This is a genomic window from Serratia sp. 25CWL12 (assembly GCF_055790885.1).
On record NZ_CM147698.1, the window covers coordinates 80,085 to 100,144 of the forward strand.

The window sequence follows — 20,060 nt, forward strand, 5'->3', positions numbered from 1 at the left end:
TAACTAATCATTTTTGGCTTTTTTTTTCTGAACTGTGATAAGAATAACATCAAGCAATTCTGTTTACAGGTACACATAGACCTAAAATGATTCGAGTTGCTTGTAGATGGCAAACACCAGAGTCCACAGGAGCATAGCCCGCTATGTGATATGGACCAGTCTGCTGGGATACATCGGTCAGGAAGCGATTTGAAGGCCGCTTAGCGGTAGCCCGTAGAGAAAATCACAGGGGCGTAATTTCGAGTATATTCAGTGTCATTAAAGCGAAAAGTGAAAGTATTCCAATAAGTTCAACTTGTTTTGGATGAGTTTGATTACGGTTCAAGTGCAGCATATATCCCCTTTTTTATCAGGACGATTCCATATAATGTCAAATAACTCCCATTCTCATCAGCGTCTGCTCTCTCTGGATGTTTTACGAGGCATGACAATCGCAGGTATGATCTTGGTCAATAATCCCGGTTCTTGGAGCTATGTTTATACTCCTCTCAACCATGCCCCCTGGAATGGATTGACACCAACCGATCTGGTTTTCCCTTTCTTTATGTTTATTATGGGGATATCTACCTATATTTCCCTGCAAAAAAGCCAGTTTTCCCTCGACTCATCTAATATAGTGAAAATTCTGACCCGTACCTTGGTTATTTTTATGATTGGGCTGTTGATTGCCTGGTTCGCACTTTTTCTCAGAACATCATACAAGCTAACTATTGAAGGGATCGGGTTCTGGCAACGTATGGGGCCATCACTGTGGAATTTTGAACACATCCGCATTTTAGGTGTGATGCAACGATTGGCTATCTGTTACGCCGTGACGGCAATGATCGCGCTCCTGGTTAATCACAAGTACATCCCGCATATTATTGTCACCCTGTTGCTGGGATATTTTGCTATTTTGTTCGCAGGGAATGGGTTCGAACAAAGTGAGCAGAATATTGTTTCGCGGCTCGACCAAGCGGTGCTTGGCGTTAATCATATGTACAAAGATGCCGGGCTAGCGATTGATCCTGAAGGGCTGCTAAGTACGCTTCCGGCCATCGCTCATGTTCTGTTGGGTTTTTACTGCGGTAAAATTCTTTCACAAGTTCAGGATATTCGGCAGAAGGTTCAAACACTGTTTATTATTGGTACCACTCTGACATTCATCGGTTTTTTACTCAGCTATGGTTGTCCGATTAATAAAAAAATTTGGTCGCCGACTTTTGTCTTGGTGACTTGTGGTTTGGCGGCCTCTTTACTCGCATTATTGATGTGGATTATTGATATCCAGGGTAAGACCACTTGGAGTCGCCCATTTGAGTCATTTGGCATCAATCCGTTATTTATTTACGTCAATGCGGCTTTTCTTTCTTTACTGTTAAACACCATTCCGTTTGGCCACTATGACTCGTTGAGCACCATTCATCTGTTTGTCTACGAAGGGATGTTAAGACCGGTATTAGGTGACTATCTGAGTTCATTAGCTTACGCTTTGTTATTTCTTGGCATCAACGGAGCCATAAGTTCGGTACTGTATCGCCGCCAAATCTATATCAAAATATAATCTTGCGATAGGTCTGAGCCTGTCCGTCATGAACAGGCTCAGACATGCATGACAGGATCACCGGTACTTTCATTGCCTGTGATTATCTGTCAGCTTATTGATATGGAAAATGCTTATGACATTTTTCAATCCGCTGTTTGTAGCAGTAATTCATAGACTGAAAGACTTATGTAGCCATTACTGGAGGGTGACCGCTCCAAACGGATTTATCTGTCATCCTAGTCACCAAGTTGGCTATGCTCCTAGGGCTTCCATCGCCGCCAAGAAATCCCACTGACCACTGCGTACAACAATATCAGGTTCGAAATCCGCCCGTTGGAACGCCGTCATCAACATTTTATACAGCGCGAAATCTTCGTTATAAATCAGAATCGGCCACTTAGCCAATTCGCTGATATTGATACAGGTTCGGTTGTGCCAGTGCCTAGATTTTGGCACTACCATACAAGTAGGGACAGGAAGATTAATGACGGATCTGCGCTGGTGGGCAAGATGGTCAGCGCCAGATCCAATTCACCGGACAGGACGGCTTGTTCAACTGACTGGCCCCTAGTTCACAGATCTCCCGTTGAATAGTCTGGCGAAATTGCCTGATTAAATCGGTAATTTATCATTTGTTGCCATTGGCTTTCTCTTAGCGTGGGGGGGCTCACAGCGGTGTTGGTGGCGCTGTTTGTGGTGATTACCGGTGTGTTTGGTATGGTTGTGAAGGACATTCTATTTTTGCGCCTGAGTGTGCGCAGTGGCCTGGCTAAAGGGGCGGGTCTGGGGGCGTCATCCCATGGTGCCGGAACCGCCCGAGCCTATGAAATGGGCCAGCAAGAAGGCATGGTATCCAGTTTAGTGATGATGTTGGCGGGGGTTATCACCGTTATTGCGGCACCACTCATTGGTCACCTTATGTGGTGAGGCGATGGGGGGCAGAATCCCCCCAAAAGATTTAGCGAGCAGCCTGGATCAGGGAGACAACCAAGGGAGATAACTCACCGCGTAGCGCCGCTCGCTCCGATTGGAACAGGGTGGCAGCATAAAAACGGTGCCCCGGTAGCTCTATGGAACGAACATCCCCTTGAGGATCATGACCACTGATGATCAACGGATGCTTTTCCAGGTCAGCAACAAACTCAGGGTTAACACCAAAGTTGCAGTGATAACCTTCGTGGATTTCCTGCTTGCCATAAGCGTTGGCGATTATCGTGTCAGGCTGGAGCAGAATAGTACCGCTCTTTTCCACCAGTGAACAACTCAACGGTGCGATCACCAAACGACCACCGTTATCGGTTTCTGCATGTCCGGCATCATGCCAACCCATCGCATTACGCGCATACTCAATCACCGCATACTGAAATCCGCCACATGACCCTAGAAAGGGGATGTCTTGCTCGCGGGCATAGCGGATGCTCATAAAAACCCCGTCATCATGGTGATAGGGGCTGCCGGGTACCACCCAGATAGCATCATAATCCTGCAAGACTGCGGTATTGTTCAGTGTTTCTGTGGGGATCCATTGGGCTTGAATATCAACATCAAGGTGGGAAGCGGTAAGTTGGATGGCGATGGGGATCGCCTGATGGGCAACAATAGTGGGTTGGTAATCACCAATCAGTGCGAGACGAACTTGAGATTTGCTCATTTCCTTTTTCCTACGCAGGTAAAAAAGGATGTTACAGCACTGTTAATTGTTAGTCTGCATCTTTTTTAGCAACAGAGCACAAAATGTGTTGAGGAATGCAATGTCTGCCCAAGTTCACGCAAATCACCGTGATAACAAACAAAAAGGCGCTTCACCCTATAAGGAAAAGCGCCTTTTATCAATAGGTTAACTGACTAGTATCAGTTCATACCATATTTTTTCAATTTCTTACGCAGTGTACCGCGGTTGATACCCATCATCAGGGCTGCACGAGTCTGGTTGCCACGGGTGTATTGCATCACCATGTCCAATAGTGGCTGCTCCACTTCAGCCAGTACCAGCTCATATAACTCATTAACATCTTGACCATTTAATTGAGCAAAATAGTTCTTCAGTGCTTGCTTAACCGAGTCACGCAGAGGCTTTTGAGTCACTTGATCCTGTGAATTTACAGTTGAAACGGTCAGTACGTCAGAATTTACGCGTTGTTCGAACATAGTTCTGTCAGCTCTTTGTTACGCTAAGATTTTCGAAATATGCCTCCAACGCCTCCAGCTGTTCGCTGGCATCCTCAATGGCGTTGAATGTGCGCCGAAACTGGTCATTCGGGGCATGCTCCTGTAAGTACCAAGAGACGTGCTTTCGAGCAATTCGGAATCCCTTGCCTTGGCCATAAAAGCCGTGCAATTCCCGAATATGCTCTAACAACAAGTGCTTCACGTTGCCAAGTGGCATCGGTGGTAGCAACTCCCCTGTGTCCAGATAATGCTGGATTTCCCGGAAGATCCAAGGTCTCCCCTGAGCAGCACGGCCTATCATCAGGGCATCGGCCCCAGTGTAGTCGAGTACTGCTCTGGCTTTATGCGGGTCAGTAATGTCGCCATTCGCGATAATCGGAATGGTGACACGCTGCTTAACTGCTCGAATGCTGTCATACTCCGCGCTGCCGTTAAACAGACAGGCACGGGTGCGGCCATGAATAGTCAGGGCCTGTATGCCACAATCCTCGGCCAGTTGGGCAATCTCTACACAGTTACGGTGTTCTGGCTCCCAGCCAGTACGGATCTTCAGTGTTACCGGCACATCCACCGCGCTAACTACCGCGAGGAGGATCTGTTTAACCCGTTCCGGGTACTGCAGTAATGCAGAGCCGGCAAGTTTACGGTTCACTTTCTTGGCTGGGCACCCCATATTGATGTCGATGATTTGGGCACCGCTGGCCACATTAATGCGCGCCGCCGCCGCCATATCATCAGGATCACATCCGGCTATCTGTACCGAGCGGATCCCGGGTTCATCACTATGTACCATACGCAAACGCGACTTATCTGTACGCCACACCTCTGGATTGGAGGAGAGCATTTCAGATACCGTCATCCCAGCCCCCATTGCATGACACAAGGTTCTGAATGGGCGATCTGTGATACCGGCCATCGGAGCCGCAATCAGGCAATTTGTTAACTGGTGGTGTCCAATGCGCATTGACAAAGAATAACCATACTGTGTCTGCAAGGGCGCGTATATTACGCATTTTTTCGCTGAGATGAAAGGCCAAACTTTGACCAATTTACTGCAATTTATCAATAAAAATGCGCAACACAGTGAACGATAGGGATATTGTTTTTATTTAACAATGAATTACGCAGTTTTGTTTGTTTTTTGCACAATAAAATATTCTCCACTCAACAAGATATTATCTTGGCATCCAGTAACGCGGCCCCAAGTTTATACAAGTTGCAGGGATGTTAGCAGCGTGAGTACATGTGGCCCATCCTTGGGCCCTGCCTGAGCAAAGGCAGGGCTAATCTCAGTCCACTATCAATCGACAATAACACGGCCATTCAGTGGTTGTACCGGGCGATTATTGGCATGGTGGATAACGCCACGGAACTGACTGATTTGCTCGGCAGAAGCGCTTACAGGCTGTTCCAGCACCAACCAACTAACACCTTCAGAACAAGGTGGCGTGGTCAGCGAACCACTGAAGCGATAGAATTTAAAGGTTTTAGGCAATAGGGCCTTGAGATCGACTGGTTTGTTTAACACAGCAGGTTGGTCAACCGCCGTTGGCATTTGTTGCCAGGCTTGCGCCAACTGCGGATTGGCTTTTCCTTCTTGGAACATCAGTGCCAATACAGCCAGAGCGCCTGCTTTATTTTTGTAAACAAAGTGACCTTCCAGCGGGAACTGCTTGCCATCGATTTCATTTTCGCTTGGTGCGTGGAAATGGAATTGCTGCAGCGTGAAGGTGTCGTTATCTAAACGTAACGTGTTCCCTTCACTGACATTGATCTGAATGGTATGGCCATTATTGACGATTTGCTGTTTACCTGGCCGAAAAGCCAGTTCAAGCTTACCGTGATGAGTTTTCAATGCGCCTTGAATATTGACCGGAGATTGATTCTTACCAGTTTCACACAGTGAAAAATCTGGCGAGAGTTTACCCCAATGAGCGGGGTCTTCCTGCCCTTCATAACTCCAATGTGCATGCTGCTCTGCGGCACAAATTGAGAAACTGGCCGCCAATAGGGCCGCTAACAATACTTTTCCTTTCATTGCGTTATCCTTTCTAACGAAAATGTCGATTACTCTGGTCAGATAGCCTCGCTGGGGCCGCTATCATTATGTCGTGAGGAAGAATACGCTTAGCGTGCTTAATAATAAATTGGCTGTTTGTCCTAAAATAGGAGAAAACCATCATAATTTATTGAAATTACGATGGTTTATTCTGATGGAAATAAGTGTAACTATTTGCGTTGGCCGGTAATCCGGCACCACTCTTCACGCTCGCTGACCGGATCAAGCTTGAATTGCTGTTGGTAGGCTTGTGCCACACTGTCCGCTTGAGTCGCCAGCACACCAGAGAGCCCAAGGTGGCCATTCGGTTTCACCAGTTCGCTAATAATGGGGGCCAATTCGCGCAGTGGGCCTGCTAGAATGTTGGCGACGACGACATCAGCCTGTAGATTGCTGGGTTGCTGTTGGGGTAAATAGAGCTCCAAACGTTCAGAGACGCCATTACGCTGGGCATTATCGCGACTGGCTTGAATCGCTTGGGGGTCGATATCAATGCCAATGGCGCGCGCGGCACCCAGTTTTAGTGCCGCAATTGCCAGGATGCCAGAACCGCAACCGAAGTCGATAACGGTTTTCCCGTTCAGGTCCAGGCCATCTAACCACTGTAGGCACAGCGCCGTCGTGGGGTGGGTACCGGTACCGAATGCCAACCCAGGGTCGAGCATCACATTCACCGCATTAGGGTCAGGGACTTCGCGCCAACTGGGGCAAATCCACAAGCGTTCACCGAAGCGCATCGGGTGGAAGTTATCCATCCATTCGCGCTCCCAATCTTTATCTTCCAATTGCTCGATTTTGTGCAGGAAACCGCTACCCAACAACGGGTGCTGTTCGAGCATCGCCACCACTTCACTCATATCGGTTGCTGCATCAAACAGACCGATGATATCTGTATCTCCCCACAGCAGGGTTTCACCGGGTAAAGGCTCAAATACCGGGTTATCGTGGGTGTCCTGAAAGGTTACCGATACGGCACCGCTTTCAACCAGCGCATCGCTCAGGTCTTCTGCCTGGCTGCCGCTGGTGTTCAGTTTTAGTTGGATCCAAGGCATAACAATCTCTCTTTAAGAGGGTAAGGATGACGCCATCTGGCGCTTTTCGCCGTAGGCGTTACCGAGATAAAACGCCAACAGACTCAGCAGCAGCGAAGGCACAATAGGGTGTAGTCCGGCCAGTTGCAGCTTGAAGCTGGCTAATAGCGTATAGCATAACGCACCAACGACCATTGAGCTAAGTGCTCCCTGTGCATTAGCCCGCTCCCAGTACAATCCCAATACCAGTGGCCACAGGAATACCGCTTCTAGCCCACCAAAGGCCAACAGGTTGAGCCAGATGATCATTTCAGGCGGTCGCCAGGCCGCCAGCAGCACCAGTAATCCCAGGACTAAGGTGGTAACACTGGAGAAGCGCTTGATCCTGGTCTCATTTTGCATCTGCTGTGGGCGGATCCCTAGATAGAGATCTTTGATAATCGTGGCGGATGATTGCAATAACTGCGCATTGATGGTCGACATGATGGCGGCCATCGGTGCCGCCAGGAAGATGCCAGCGGCGTAAGGAGGGAGCACCGTGATCATCAGTTTGGGGATCACCTGGTCAGGGATGGTCAGATCGGGAAGGACGGCACGCCCTAGCGCTCCCGCCAGATGCATACCCAACATCAGCACCGCCACCACGATAGTGCCGAGGATCATGCCACGGTGCACGGCTTTACTGTCGCGATAAGAAATGCAACGCACGGCGGTGTGTGGTAAGCCAATAACCCCGAAGCACACCAGGATCCAGAATGAAGCCATAAACGGCAGACTGAGGATCTGCTCAGCCCCTTGTGGGGTGACCAACGCCGGATCGATCTGTTGCAGTTTATCTACCGCACTGTGCAAACCCCCAGCGGCATGGATCACGGCAACCAGTAGCAAGATGGTGCCTAACAGCATCACCAGCCCTTGCATGGCGTCGTTGAGCACACTGGCACGGAAACCGCCCAGCGAGGTGTACAGCGCAATACTGACGCCAAAAATCAACAAGCCGGTATCGTAAGGAATACCCGCCGCAGTTTCCAACAGGCGCGCACCACCAATAAACTGTACGGTCATGGCCCCCAAGAAAGCGACCAGCAGGCTTAGGCTGGCCAGCCATACCAACAGACGACTTTGATAGCGGGCAAACAGCATATCGTTCAGTGTGATGGCCTGGTAACGCCTTGCCAGAATAGCAAACTTTTTACCGAGTACGCCGAGTGAAAGCCACACCGCAGGGAGTTGGATCATCGCCAGCAACACCCAGCCCAGACCGTATTTATAGGCAGCACCGGGTCCACCGATAAACGAACTGGCGCTGATATAGGTGGCGGTCAATGTCATTGCCAGAACAAAGCCCCCCATCGAGCGGCTGCCGAGAAAATACTCACTGAGGAAGTTACCTTTCTGGCGGCGATGATAGGCATAAAACGATAAGCCAAATACCAGTAACAGATAGGCGATTAGCGGCACAATGACTTCAATCTGCACGATTATCCTCCAGCGAGATATCGCGGAAGATGCCACGTACCATCAGCCAACACAGGCCGATAAACAGCAGTGGCAATAACAGACAAGCCATCTCGAACCAGTGCGGTAGACCGGTGATGCCAATGGCGTTGTCTGGCAGGTAAGCCGCCAGCGACCAGGCCAGCAGATAAAGTAGTGTCAAGCCCAGGGCCCAGCGTGCTTCACGGTGAGCTTGAACAAAGCGGGGTTCCATCCGTGCCTCCAAGGGTTTACGGTTATGGGTTGGCAAAGGAGGGGATTTTACGACAAGGGGCGCTTTTGCCAAGCTGTAATCTTATCAAGAGCGATAAAAAAACCGGTTAATGGTGGGCTGATTGAAGGGAAAACCGGGGGTATAGCGATAAATAAAAAAACACCGCCTCAAATTTGAGACGGTGTTTTTAATGACTGACTAACGGATTAGCCGATTTATTGCAGTCCGAGCTTCTTCTCCAGATAGTGGATGTTGGTGCCACCATGCTGGAAGTTTTCGTCACTCATGATCTTTTGCTGCAGTTCCACATTGGTCTTGATGCCATCAATGATCAACTCAGCCAGGGCGTTTTTCATCCGGGCAATAGCGACATCTCGGCTCTCACCGTAGGTGATCAGTTTGCCGATCATTGAGTCATAGTACGGCGGTACAGTATAACCGGCGTAAATATGAGATTCCCAACGAACGCCAAAACCACCAGGGGCGTGGAAACGGGTAATTTTACCTGGGCTTGGCAGGAAGGTATTCGGGTCTTCGGCATTGATACGACACTCTATCGCATGGCCATGAACCTTCACTTCTTTCTGCTTGATCGAAAGCGGCTGACCGGCAGCGATACGCAGTTGCTCTTTGATCAGGTCAACGCCAGTGATCATCTCAGTCACCGGGTGTTCCACCTGAATACGGGTGTTCATTTCAATAAAATAGAACTCGCCGTTTTCATACAGGAACTCAAAGGTACCTGCACCACGGTAACCGATCTCCATACAGGCTTTTGCACAGCGCTCACCGATATAACGGCGCAGTTCCGGGGTGATCCCGGGAGCTGGTGCTTCTTCGACCACTTTCTGGTGGCGGCGTTGCATAGAGCAGTCACGTTCAGCCAGATAGATAGCATTGCCCTGGCCGTCAGCCAATATCTGAATTTCGATATGGCGTGGGTTTTCCAGGTATTTTTCCATATAAACCATGTCGTTATTGAAAGCCGCTTTGGCCTCCGCTTTCGTCATGGAAATGGACTGCTCGAGATCTTTTTCACTGCGCACAACGCGCATACCACGGCCACCACCACCACCAGAAGCTTTGATGATCACCGGGTAACCAATGCGCTTGGCGAAGGCGCGGTTTTTATCCATGTCCTCAGTCAGTGGGCCATCAGAGCCGGGTACGCATGGAACACCTGATTTTTTCATCGCATTGATGGCGGAAACTTTATCCCCCATCAAACGGATGGTTTCAGCGCGAGGGCCGATGAAAATAAAGCCCGAGCGCTCAACTTGTTCAGCGAAGTCGGCATTTTCAGACAGAAAACCATAGCCTGGGTGGATAGCCACCGCACCGGTAATTTCAGCAGCCGAGATGATTGCTGGAATATTCAGATAGCTTTTGACCGATGGAGCCGGGCCAATACAGACGGTTTCATCCGCCAGCAGGACATGTTTTAGATCGCGATCTGCACTTGAGTGAATGGCAACAGTTTTGATACCAAGCTCTTTACAAGCACGCAGAATACGAAGCGCAATCTCGCCACGGTTGGCGATAACAATTTTATCAAGCATGGTGCGCCTCGTTATTCGATGACGACCAATGGCTCGTCATATTCAACCGGCTGGCCGTTTTCTACCAGGATAGCTTTGACCACACCGGATTTATCCGCTTCGATCTGGTTCATCATTTTCATTGCTTCAACGATGCACAGTGTATCCCCGGCGTTGACAGTCTGACCGACTTCTACAAACGCTTTGGCATCAGGGCTAGGCGTACGGTAGAACGTGCCGACCATTGGGGAACGAACGATATGACCACTCATGGCTGCTGGTGCTGCAGGCGTTTCTGCGGCAGCAGGTGCACTGATGGTGGCCGGGGCAGGTTGAGGGGCTGGCATGGCGTACTGTTGCATTGTCGGGAAAGCCTGCACAGGTGCAGCACGGCTAATGCGAACTGACTCTTCGCCTTCAGAAATTTCCAGTTCAGAAATGCCTGATTCTTCAACCAGCTCGATCAGTTTCTTGATTTTACGAATATCCATGAGTGTGATTCCGTACTCTTTTGGTGTCTACCCGTGGTTCTTCAAGCGGTAGCTGGCAACGTCCTTCACGCCCCTCCCTTACCGGATTGACCCGGTTACAGAAAATGGGCTCTGTTGCTGCCTACCTACCCTTTGAATCGACTTGGGTATAACAATTAATGGGTTTTTAACAAACGGTTAACCGCTGCCTGTAACGCAAACGTATAGCCCTCGGCACCGAGACCGCAAATCACCCCTACCGCGATATCGGACAGGTAAGAGTGATGACGGAATGGCTCGCGGGCATGCACATTGGACAGATGGATCTCGATAAACGGGATCTGTACCGCCAACAGTGCATCACGCAACGCCACGCTGGTATGCGTGAACGCCGCTGGGTTAATCAAAATAAAATCAGTATTACCCTGTGCCTGATGAATGCGATCAATTAATGCAAACTCGGCATTGGATTGCAGATGACTCAAGGTGATATCTAAAGCGAGTGCCTGGTTTTCCAATCCATTAACGATCTCTGTCAGTGTCGTGCTGCCGTACTTTTCCGGCTCACGCGTCCCCAGCAGATTCAGATTGGGGCCGTTTAGAAGCAAAATGTGAAACTTATCCGCCATTGTGCTGGTATCTCCGGCAATAAAACCATCATCGTAAAAAATAACCTGATGTCACCCATTTGTCACCTGTTACCGGGGGTTTTTATGCCAACGGTAGGGACAAGGTCAGGCATTATAATGATATCGTAGCAATTCGCAGCTAAATAGTGGTCTTATCAGCGAAGATATTCAACCCTAAATCAGCAAACAATGCATACTGCTACTGGATTATGAGGGGTAGAACACAGAAAAGTTCCGTATTTTAGCGGGGGATTGGGGCAAATAATCTTGTCGTTCTCTATGACTTAGGGCGCCACCATAAACGAAATTTCTTATAGCGCAACGCCAATAACAGTAGTGCCAATGTGGCATAGATCACCGGTGGTGGTGAGACGGTTTTCACCGACCATAAGTAATGAATGGGAGCGAGAATCGCCACCAGATAAACCAGGTTGTGCAGTTTTTGCCATTTTCCCGCTAATTGGCGTTGTGCCCATAATGTTGAGGTGGCGGCCAGCGCGAGCAGGATTAGCCAGCAGATCATCCCCAGGGTCAGATAGGGGCGGGTGACTAACTCATGCCCTAACAGGTTGATATTACTTAGCCCCAACTCCAGTGTCGAATAGCTCACCAGATGCAGGGTTGCCCAGGCAAAACACCACAAACCCAGCAGCCGGCGGGTACGCATTAACAACGGTTGCCGGGTGTAGCGGGCGAGTGGGGTCACCAGTAGTGTGGCCAGCAGCAATTTTAACGCCATCCTGCCAGTAAAGTGCTGAATGTCTTTGGCTGGATCAGCGCTTAACCCACCGTGCATGACTGCCAGGACCAGCCAAAGGAATGGCAGTAAGGCCGCCAACGTGATCAGCACCTTGAGTCCGGTAATCTGTTTGGCGGTTAAACGCATTTAGAAATTCTCCCGTAAATCGAGACCGCGATAGAGCGAAGCTACCTGGTCTGCATAGCCATTAAACAGTAACGTGGGTTGGCGCTGTACATCCAGAACGCCTCCAGCACCAATAAAACGTTCGGTTGCTTGTGACCAGCGCGGGTGGTCGACATGGGGATTCACATTGGCGTAAAAGCCATATTCATCGGGGGCAGACAGATTCCAAGTGGTGGGCGGCTGTTCACGTGTCAGGCTGATTTGCACAATGGACTTGATGCCTTTAAAGCCATACTTCCAGGGCGTAACCAGGCGCAGCGGGGCCCCATTTTGTGGTGGCAGTATCTTGCCATAAACGCCGACGGCTAACAGGGTAAGAGGATGCATCGCTTCATCAAGCCGTAAACCTTCAACATAGGGATACTGCAGGCCACCACCGATAAAGCGATCTTTCTGACCGGGCATCTGCTCTGGGTCATACAGGGTCTGAAAGGCGACATAGCGGGCGTGACTATTGGGTTCGGCCAGCTTGAGTAGCTTACCCAGTTCAAAACCGATCCAAGGTATTACCATCGACCAGGCTTCGACGCAGCGCATACGGTAAATACGCTGTTCCAAGGGAAAACGCTTGATCAGGTCATCAATATCTAGCGTGATGGGTTTACCCACTTCGCCATCGATCTTCACCTGCCAGTTGTCAGTTTTCAGCGAGCCGGCATTGGCCGCGGGATCGGCTTTATCCAGACCGAATTCATAGAAGTTATTGTAACCAGACACTTTGTCTTCCGGTGTCAGGGCCAGTTTGGCTTGCCAGACTTCAGGGGTGCTGAACGTCAGGGGTTTTCCCGGTGGCGCTTTAGGTCGATCGTTGCCTTTGAACCAAGATAATAAGTCGGCCCGACTCGGGGTGGGTAACGCCAGTGAGGCGGCGCTGAGCCCTAACGCCTGGAGTATTTTTCGCCGTTGGTAAAATACACTCTCTGGGGTGACGTCGGCTTCGGTCAGTTTTTGTGGTTGTTTCATGTTTGGTTTCATTTTTGGTTTCCCACCTGTCTTGTCCCGCAATGTATGGCTAAGTATAAAATCAAGTGGGGAAAGCAGGCGTGTCAGAAGCATAATGATTATATAAACATTATGTGAAGATTGGCTGTTTGCCTAAGAACTTGGTGCTTATACCCCTTGTTATGCAAGCTGCAGTAAACTTTGCAGCAGCTTGTATGACAAGGGGGTGTAGAGCGACTCGCAGCTGTCAGCGGACCTTTACCAAGGTACGGCCTGTCACCTGGTTATTGATCAGGGCGGCCGCGGTAGCAGGGACATCTTCCAGTTGAATTTCCTGAGTTGCCTGTTGGTAGAAACTCTCCGGCAGGAGGGTGGCCAGGCGTTCCCAGGCCATTTGGCGGCGATGTAACGGGGTTTGTACCGAATCCACCCCTTGCAGACGAACATTGCGCAGAATAAAGGGCATCACGGTGGTGGGCAGTTGGTAGCCCCCCGCTAGCCCACAGGCAGCAACGGTGCCGTTATAATTCATCTGTGCCAATACGCGAGCCAGTAATTTGTCGCCAACCGTATCAATGGCTCCCGCCCAGAGCTGTTTCTCCAATGGACGTGGTAATTCAAGATAGTCGCTGCGTGGCAAAACGGTTTTGGCTCCCAGTGAGTGTAAATAGTCGGTATTGCTACTGCGGCCACTGATCGCGGTGACGTTATAGCCCAGTGCAGCAAGCAGGGCGACAGCGGTACTCCCTACGCCACCACTGGCTCCGGTGACCAGAACATCACCATTGTTGGGGGTAACTCCCCCCTCTTCCAGCGCCATCACGCATAACATGGCGGTCAGACCCGCAGTGCCGAGGATCATCGCCTGGCGTTCACTCAGCCCTGATGGCAGTAGTGATAGCCATTCGGCGCAGACACGGGCCTGTTCTGCCAAGCCCCCCCAGTGATTTTCACCGACACCCCAGCCAGTGAGGATAACCTGCTGACCCGGTTTAAAACGTGGGTCTGTACTGCTGTGAACCTTTCCGGCAAAGTCGATACCCGGCACCATGGGAAAATGACGAATGACCTTTCCTTTGCCGGTAATGGCCAGCGCATCTTTATAGTTAAGGCTTGACCAGTTGATATCGACCAGCACCTCACCCTCTGGTAATTGAGCGCTGTCTATCTCTGTCACTTGCGCCAGGACTTGATTGTCTCGTTGTTCCAATAACAATGCACGCATGTCATTATTCCCCTTGTTTTTTATTCTCTATACTTAAAGTTACTGCAGGTGATAAGGGGCAGCAATGCCTTTGAGCAAGATCCGGCTTTTTACATTCAGGTTGATTGAAAGGGTCGGTAGGTAATCACGGGTGAGCAAAAAAAATAGTTTGCACAATTTTATTTGTTCGATTGGCGCAGGTAGTCAGCAACTCTTCATCTTGAAGGGTGGCGAGAAAAGCTGACTCTTTATTTAATCATCACGGGCAAGGTACAAGGATGAGATTCACCACCAAACTCTCTGCATTAATTACTCTGCTGGTGGTATTGGCGATGTTTTTAGTGTTGATTGGGTGTTCATACAGTTTCTTCTCTATCACGCAAGAACGTATGGAACGTCGCTTTGAAGCCTTGGCAACGTCTTTTGATCAGGCTATGTTGCTCGGCCAGATATCAGACTTGAACATCTGGGTACCGCAAGTGATGAAGCCGCTAGGGATAGCAACAATCGAAGTGGATAGCGAAAAACATCCCCTAGCAACAATCGAAGCGGATAGCGAAAATCACCCCCTTTTATCTTACAACGTACCTATGCCAACAACGCCATGGGGAACACTGATGGGCTATCGGCAAATTTCGTTGGAGTTGATGCATCATCCTGGTACCCAGTTGAAGATCACCTATCGTGATCCATTCGCGGTGAACGTATTCTCATTGCAATCCACCGGTGCGGTAACCCTGTCTATTATTGTCATGCTGATGATCCTGATGCTCAGTTTGCGCTGGTTACGTGAACAGGCGGAGGGTGAAGAGCGTCTTGAGCATCGAGCGCGACGCATTCTTAACGGTGAGCGGGAAGATGTATTGAAGGGCGATGTGCGTGAATGGCCCGCCAGTGTGAGTGGTGCACTAGACCGCCTACTAGCGGATTTGGCGGAAGCACGCGAGGAACGCAGCCGGGTTGATACCCTGATCCGCGCGTTTGCCGCACAAGATGCCAAGACGGGTCTGAATAACCGTTTGTTTTTTGATAATCAGCTCACGACGCTGTTGGAGGAGGAAGGGGCTCACGGGATTGTGATGATAGTGCGCTTGCCTGATTTCGATACCTTGCGTGAAGCTCATGGCAGCGCCGCAGTACAGGAGTTGATGTACTTGTTGGTGAACCTGCTTTCTACTTTTATCATGCGCTACCCTGCTGCACTGCTGGCCCGCTATTTTCACAGTGACTTTGCTGTTTTATTGCCGCATCGCACGCTAAAAGAGGCGGATGTGATCGCTGCCCAATTGATTAATGCTATCGATAGTTTACCACCAACGATGCAGATCGTTGATCGTGAAGCCTTCTTACATATTGGTATTGTCGCTTACCGTAGTGGGCAAACCACAGAGCAGATTATCGATCAGGCAGAACAGGCCAGCCGAAATGCCGTACTGCAAGGAGAGAATGGTTGGTATGTTTATGATAGTGATGTGCCTGAGAAAGGGCGTGGTAATGTTAAATGGCGCACTTTGCTCGAACAGGTACTGGCCCGTGGTGGGCCGCGTCTTTATTTGCAACCGGCGATCACCATCCAGGGAGATGTGCATCACCGTAAGGTGATGAGCCGTATCTATGATGGTACACAGGAGTTACTGCCTGCGGAGTATCTACCGCTGATCGAGCAGTTTGGCTTGGCAGAGAGTTATGACCGCCAGCATGTTAGTCGCATCATTCCGTTATTGGCGTTATGGCCGGAAGAGGATCTGGCATTTCCCCTGTGTGTTAGCTCATTATTGCAGCGTAGTTTTCAACGTTGTTTGCGCGATATGCTGTTACAGTGTGAAAAAAGTTACCGTAGGCGAATTCTGATTGAACTTGCTGAGGCAGATGTGTGTCAACATATCGACCGTTTGCGTCAGGTGTTACGATTGATTACGGGCTTGGGTTGTCGCTTGATTATTTCTCAGGCTGGATTAACGCTGGTCAGTATCTCTTATATCAAGTCGTTACCGGTGGAGATTGTTAAACTTCACCCGGGGTTGGTGAGGAGTATTGATCGGCGTGATGAGAACCAACTCTTTGTGCAGAGTTTGGCTGGGGCTTGTGAAGGTACTCAGACTAAGGTTTTTGCTGTGGGGGTTCGTTCGCGCAATGAGTGGCAGACGTTGAAAGCCTGTGGAGTTCACGGTGGACAGGGTGATTTTTTTGCTCTGGCGGAACCTATCGACGTGAGTTGTAAAAAATATTCACGTCATTATCGTGTTTAACCTGATGATCGGGTAAAAATTAACGTAGAATAGAGACTCTTTTCCCGTGAGTGTCAGTGGTTGCTTTTTTTACCGTTGGTTATCAGGAGAAATGTGAGATTTTATGCGCTGTGTTACCCCGTTGGGTACGTTTATCGGGTGGGGAGCTGGGCCTGTGTTGTTGGGTTTCAGTACTCGTTTGCTTTTCGTACATGCAGTCATAGGTCAGTAATGCAGACTATTTTTCACCGAAGTAGAACATTTTTGCGCCTTGTCGCTGCTTCGAGTGGTTGGTAAAGTAGGCGGATCTTATTTTCCGCCCTCAGATTGCAGGATTATCCTTTCGTTATGTTTAAGAAATTTCGTGGCATGTTTTCTAATGACTTGTCCATCGACTTGGGTACCGCCAATACCCTGATTTATGTTAAAGGACAAGGCATTGTATTGAATGAACCGTCTGTCGTGGCGATACGCCAGGATCGTGCAGGTTCACCCAAGAGCGTTGCAGCCGTAGGTCATGAAGCCAAGCAGATGCTGGGGCGTACCCCTGGTAATATCGCGGCTATCCGCCCGATGAAAGACGGTGTTATTGCCGACTTCTTCGTGACGGAAAAAATGTTGCAGCATTTTATTAAACAGGTTCATAGCAACAGTTTTATGCGCCCAAGCCCACGTGTGCTGGTTTGTGTACCGGTTGGTGCCACTCAGGTTGAACGTCGGGCAATCCGTGAGTCTGCTCAAGGCGCCGGTGCACGGGAAGTATTCCTGATTGAAGAACCCATGGCTGCTGCTATCGGTGCTGGCTTGCCTGTCTCTGAAGCGACTGGCTCCATGGTGGTGGATATTGGTGGTGGTACTACCGAAGTGGCGGTGATCTCGCTCAATGGCGTGGTGTATTCCTCTTCCGTGCGTATCGGCGGTGACCGTTTTGATGAGGCCATCATTAATTATGTGCGCCGCAACTACGGCTCATTGATCGGTGAAGCAACGGCAGAACGCATCAAGCACAGCATCGGTTCGGCTTACCCTGATGATGAAGTGCGTGAGATTGAGGTGCGTGGCCGTAACTTGGCAGAAGGTGTGCCGCGTGGCTTTACGATGAATTCCAATGAAATTCTTGAAGCACTGCAAGAGCCGCTGACGGGGATCGTCAGTGCGGTCATGGTTGCGCTGGAGCAGTGTCCGCCAGAATTGGCGTCTGACATTTCTGAGCGTGGTATGGTGCTGACCGGTGGTGGTGCATTGTTGCGTAATCTGGATCGTTTGCTGATGGAAGAGACCGGCATTCCGGTTGTGGTGGCAGAAGATCCATTGACTTGCGTGGCTCGCGGTGGTGGCAAGGCGTTGGAAATGATCGACATGCATGGCGGCGATTTGTTCAGCGAAGAATAGCTTGCAGCCCAGAGTGGAGGGAGTGTAACAGATGGCGTTAACGGCATCTGGTGCTCTCCTCTATCTGTTGTCGAGGAACGCGCATAATTTATGAAGCCAATTTTTAGCAGGGGACCTTCCCTGCAGTTACGCCTTTTTCTGGCAGTGATCGTGGCTCTGGTCCTGATCGTTGCTGACCGCCGACTCGGTACCTTCGGTAAAATACGTAATTACATGGATACCGCTGTCAGCCCTTTTTATTTTTTGGCCAATGGGCCGCGTAAGCTTTTGGACAGCATGTCTGAAACGTTGGCTACTCGCCAACAGTTGGAACTGGAAAATCGTGCTCTACGGCAGGAACTGTTACTGAAAAACAGCGATACCCTTCTTCTTGGTCAATTCACACAGGAAAATGCTCGTTTGCGTGAACTATTAGGTTCTCCTTTACGTCAGGATGAACAAAAAATGGTCGCGCAGGTGATATCTACTGACACTGATCCTTATACCGACCAAGTGGTGATCGACAAAGGTTCCGACAACGGGGTGTATGTCGGTCAGCCGGTTATCAGCGATAAAGGCGTGGTTGGGCAGGTGGTGGCCGTGGCGAAAATGACCAGTCGTGTCCTGCTGATTTGTGATGCTTCCCATGCTCTACCTATCCAGGTGTTGCGTAACGATATCCGCGTTATTGCTGCGGGTAGCGGTTGTACGGATGACTTGCAACTGGAACATTTACCGAGTAATACCGATATCCGTGTTGGCGATGTTTTGGTGACTTCCGGTTTAGGTGGTCGTTTCCCCGAGGGGTATCCGGTCGCGGTGGTTTCTTCGGTGAAGGTGGATAATGAACGTGCTTATACCGTGATTCAGGCACGACCTACGGCAGGCTTACAACGTTTGCGTTATTTATTGTTGCTGTGGGGGGCAGATCGTAATGGTGTGATGCCATTAGCGCCCGACGAAGTACATCGTGTTGCCAATGACCGTTTAATGCAAATGATGCCGCATGTATTACCCCCAGCGGATGCCATGGGGCCGCCAGCACCGCCGCCAGCGGCCGAAACCACGCAGCCCCAAAGTGTTCCTTCCAGCACGCCCACGGGCGCTGGAGCGCCTAGATGAACAGTTATCGCAGCCATGGGCGCTGGATAATCTGGCTGTCGTTTTTAATCGCATTAGTGCTGCAAATCATGCCATGGCCGGAGCAGATTTATATGTTCCGCCCCTCTTGGTTATTGCTGATCCTGACTTATTGGGTGATGGCTTTACCACATCGGGTTAATGTGGGGACGGGGTTTATTCTCGGGTTTATCATGGACCTGATCCTGGGGTCAACGCTCGGAGTGCGTGCGTTGGCGCTCGGGGTCATTGCCTACCTGGTAGCATTCAAATGTCAATTGTTCCGCAATATGGCCCTGTGGCAACAAGCGCTGGTGGTGGTGCTGTTATCATTGGCCATGGATGTGATTGTCTTCTGGGCTGAGTTTATGGTGATCAACGTTTCTTTCCGCCCGGAGATATTCTGGAGCAGTGTCGTCAATGGTGTGCTGTGGCCATGGCTATTCTTGCTGATGCGCAAGATTCGCCGTCAGTTTGCCGTACAATGAGGTGATATTGATGTCGTCGCTTTATCTTGCTTCCGCTTCACCGCGTCGGCGTGAGTTACTGACTCTGCTTGGCATTTCGTTTGACGTTATTTTGACGCATACGCAAGAGCAACGTCAGGAGAGTGAAACAGCGGAAAATTATGTTTGCCGTCTGGCGCAAGATAAGGCCCGTGCCGGTGTGCTTCTGGCACCACCAGATCGGCCTGTGTTGGGGGCGGATACCATTGTGGTGCTGGATGGCGAGATACTGGAAAAACCTCAGGATGAGCAACATGCGGCGCAAATGCTGGCGGCATTATCAGGTAGGCAACATCAGGTGATGACGGCAGTGGCGATTGCTGACCAGCGGGACGTGCTGTGCCAACGGGTGGTGACTGAGGTGACATTTCGTACTTTGTTGCCGCAAGATATTCGCGACTATATCGCCACCGGTGAGCCGATGGATAAAGCGGGTGCCTATGGGATCCAGGGCAAGGGCGGCTGTTTCGTCAGAACGATAACCGGGAGTTATCACGCAGTGGTGGGCTTACCCTTGGTGGAGACACAGGAACTGTTCAATCATTTTATTGCATTACAAAAAGCAAGGGCCGGTTGATGGTATTGCATCCCCATAGTTGTTCACACTGCATAAAGTTGGCGATGGTGAAGAAT

General features: G+C 50.1%; 19 protein-coding genes and 2 pseudogenes. 7 read left to right on the forward strand and 14 right to left on the reverse strand.

The genetic code is table 11. The features are described 5' to 3' along the window. Positions 1 to 367 precede the first annotated feature (367 nt). The gene (locus ACX9GV_RS00340; protein WP_473196663.1) at positions 368 to 1,543 is read left to right on the forward strand and encodes an acyltransferase family protein; all 1,176 of its coding nucleotides are present in this window, start codon (positions 368 to 370) and stop codon (positions 1,541 to 1,543) included. A gap of 240 nt (positions 1,544 to 1,783) precedes the next feature. Here ACX9GV_RS00340 and ACX9GV_RS00345 read toward each other — a convergent pair. Further along, positions 1,784 to 2,150 (reverse strand): annotated as a pseudogene (locus ACX9GV_RS00345) (LysR substrate-binding domain-containing protein); the annotation flags it as partial. A gap of 38 nt (positions 2,151 to 2,188) precedes the next feature. Here ACX9GV_RS00345 and ACX9GV_RS00350 point away from each other — a divergent pair. Further along, a pseudogene (locus ACX9GV_RS00350) lies at positions 2,189 to 2,452 on the forward strand (LrgB family protein); the annotation flags it as partial. Between the two features lie 31 nt (positions 2,453 to 2,483). Here the strand turns inward: ACX9GV_RS00350 and ACX9GV_RS00355 are convergent. The 13 genes from ACX9GV_RS00355 to acuI form a co-directional block, all read right to left on the reverse strand. Beyond that, positions 2,484 to 3,176 carry a CTP synthase C-terminal region-related (seleno)protein gene (locus ACX9GV_RS00355; protein ID WP_473196664.1) on the reverse strand — a complete coding sequence of 231 codons (693 nt, stop codon included), beginning with the start codon at positions 3,174 to 3,176 and terminating at the stop codon, positions 2,484 to 2,486. 200 nt (positions 3,177 to 3,376) lie between these two features. Beyond that, positions 3,377 to 3,673 (reverse strand): DNA-binding transcriptional regulator Fis, encoded by a 297-nt coding sequence (fis, locus tag ACX9GV_RS00360; RefSeq protein ID WP_023491481.1) that lies wholly within the window; start codon positions 3,671 to 3,673, stop codon positions 3,377 to 3,379. Between the two features lie 7 nt (positions 3,674 to 3,680). Beyond that, positions 3,681 to 4,658, reverse strand: coding sequence for a tRNA dihydrouridine synthase DusB (gene dusB, locus ACX9GV_RS00365; protein WP_037384187.1), 978 nt, complete (start codon positions 4,656 to 4,658; stop codon positions 3,681 to 3,683). Positions 4,659 to 4,994: 336 nt separating this feature from the next. After that, on the reverse strand, positions 4,995 to 5,732 hold the full coding sequence (locus tag ACX9GV_RS00370; RefSeq protein ID WP_473196665.1) for a carbonic anhydrase: 738 nt from the start codon (positions 5,730 to 5,732) through the stop codon (positions 4,995 to 4,997). Positions 5,733 to 5,923: 191 nt separating this feature from the next. Next, a complete protein-coding gene (gene prmA / locus ACX9GV_RS00375) occupies positions 5,924 to 6,805 on the reverse strand; it encodes a 50S ribosomal protein L11 methyltransferase (protein ID WP_473196666.1) in 882 nt (293 codons plus the stop codon). A 12-nt stretch (positions 6,806 to 6,817) separates the two neighbouring features. Further along, complete coding sequence (panF, locus tag ACX9GV_RS00380) at positions 6,818 to 8,263, reverse strand: sodium/pantothenate symporter (protein WP_473196667.1); 1,446 nt, start codon at positions 8,261 to 8,263, stop codon at positions 6,818 to 6,820. After that, the gene (locus tag ACX9GV_RS00385) at positions 8,253 to 8,495 is read right to left on the reverse strand and encodes a YhdT family protein (protein ID WP_023491476.1); all 243 of its coding nucleotides are present in this window, start codon (positions 8,493 to 8,495) and stop codon (positions 8,253 to 8,255) included. The genes panF and ACX9GV_RS00385 overlap by 11 nt, the downstream gene beginning before the upstream one ends. Before the next feature lie 215 nt (positions 8,496 to 8,710). After that, on the reverse strand, positions 8,711 to 10,054 hold the full coding sequence (accC, locus tag ACX9GV_RS00390) for an acetyl-CoA carboxylase biotin carboxylase subunit (protein ID WP_023491475.1): 1,344 nt from the start codon (positions 10,052 to 10,054) through the stop codon (positions 8,711 to 8,713). 11 nt (positions 10,055 to 10,065) lie between these two features. Beyond that, positions 10,066 to 10,524 (reverse strand): acetyl-CoA carboxylase biotin carboxyl carrier protein, encoded by a 459-nt coding sequence (accB, locus tag ACX9GV_RS00395; protein ID WP_023491473.1) that lies wholly within the window; start codon positions 10,522 to 10,524, stop codon positions 10,066 to 10,068. Positions 10,525 to 10,679: 155 nt separating this feature from the next. Next, on the reverse strand, positions 10,680 to 11,132 hold the full coding sequence (gene aroQ, locus ACX9GV_RS00400; protein WP_473196668.1) for a type II 3-dehydroquinate dehydratase: 453 nt from the start codon (positions 11,130 to 11,132) through the stop codon (positions 10,680 to 10,682). 277 nt (positions 11,133 to 11,409) lie between these two features. Then, positions 11,410 to 12,018, reverse strand: coding sequence for a protein-methionine-sulfoxide reductase heme-binding subunit MsrQ (msrQ, locus tag ACX9GV_RS00405; RefSeq protein WP_023491471.1), 609 nt, complete (start codon positions 12,016 to 12,018; stop codon positions 11,410 to 11,412). Next, the gene (gene msrP, locus ACX9GV_RS00410) at positions 12,019 to 13,020 is read right to left on the reverse strand and encodes a protein-methionine-sulfoxide reductase catalytic subunit MsrP (RefSeq protein WP_473196669.1); all 1,002 of its coding nucleotides are present in this window, start codon (positions 13,018 to 13,020) and stop codon (positions 12,019 to 12,021) included. Between the two features lie 226 nt (positions 13,021 to 13,246). Further along, positions 13,247 to 14,224, reverse strand: coding sequence for an acrylyl-CoA reductase (NADPH) (gene acuI, locus ACX9GV_RS00415; protein ID WP_023491466.1), 978 nt, complete (start codon positions 14,222 to 14,224; stop codon positions 13,247 to 13,249). Positions 14,225 to 14,481: 257 nt separating this feature from the next. Here acuI and csrD point away from each other — a divergent pair, with 257 nt between their 5' ends. From csrD to ACX9GV_RS00440, 5 genes are all read left to right on the forward strand, one after another. After that, positions 14,482 to 16,452: an RNase E specificity factor CsrD gene (csrD, locus tag ACX9GV_RS00420; protein WP_037384181.1), complete on the forward strand. Its 1,971-nt coding sequence runs from the start codon at positions 14,482 to 14,484 to the stop codon at positions 16,450 to 16,452. Positions 16,453 to 16,779: 327 nt separating this feature from the next. Continuing rightward, the gene (gene mreB, locus ACX9GV_RS00425) at positions 16,780 to 17,823 is read left to right on the forward strand and encodes a rod shape-determining protein MreB (protein ID WP_023490121.1); all 1,044 of its coding nucleotides are present in this window, start codon (positions 16,780 to 16,782) and stop codon (positions 17,821 to 17,823) included. A 90-nt stretch (positions 17,824 to 17,913) separates the two neighbouring features. Next, the gene (gene mreC, locus ACX9GV_RS00430; RefSeq protein ID WP_023490120.1) at positions 17,914 to 18,924 is read left to right on the forward strand and encodes a rod shape-determining protein MreC; all 1,011 of its coding nucleotides are present in this window, start codon (positions 17,914 to 17,916) and stop codon (positions 18,922 to 18,924) included. Next, entirely contained in the window at positions 18,921 to 19,409 is a 489-nt protein-coding gene (gene mreD / locus ACX9GV_RS00435) for a rod shape-determining protein MreD (protein ID WP_023490119.1), read from the forward strand. Before mreC ends, mreD begins: the two co-directional genes overlap by 4 nt. Before the next feature lie 10 nt (positions 19,410 to 19,419). Then, positions 19,420 to 20,004, forward strand: coding sequence for a Maf family protein (locus ACX9GV_RS00440; protein WP_473196670.1), 585 nt, complete (start codon positions 19,420 to 19,422; stop codon positions 20,002 to 20,004). Positions 20,005 to 20,060: the final 56 nt, after the last annotated feature.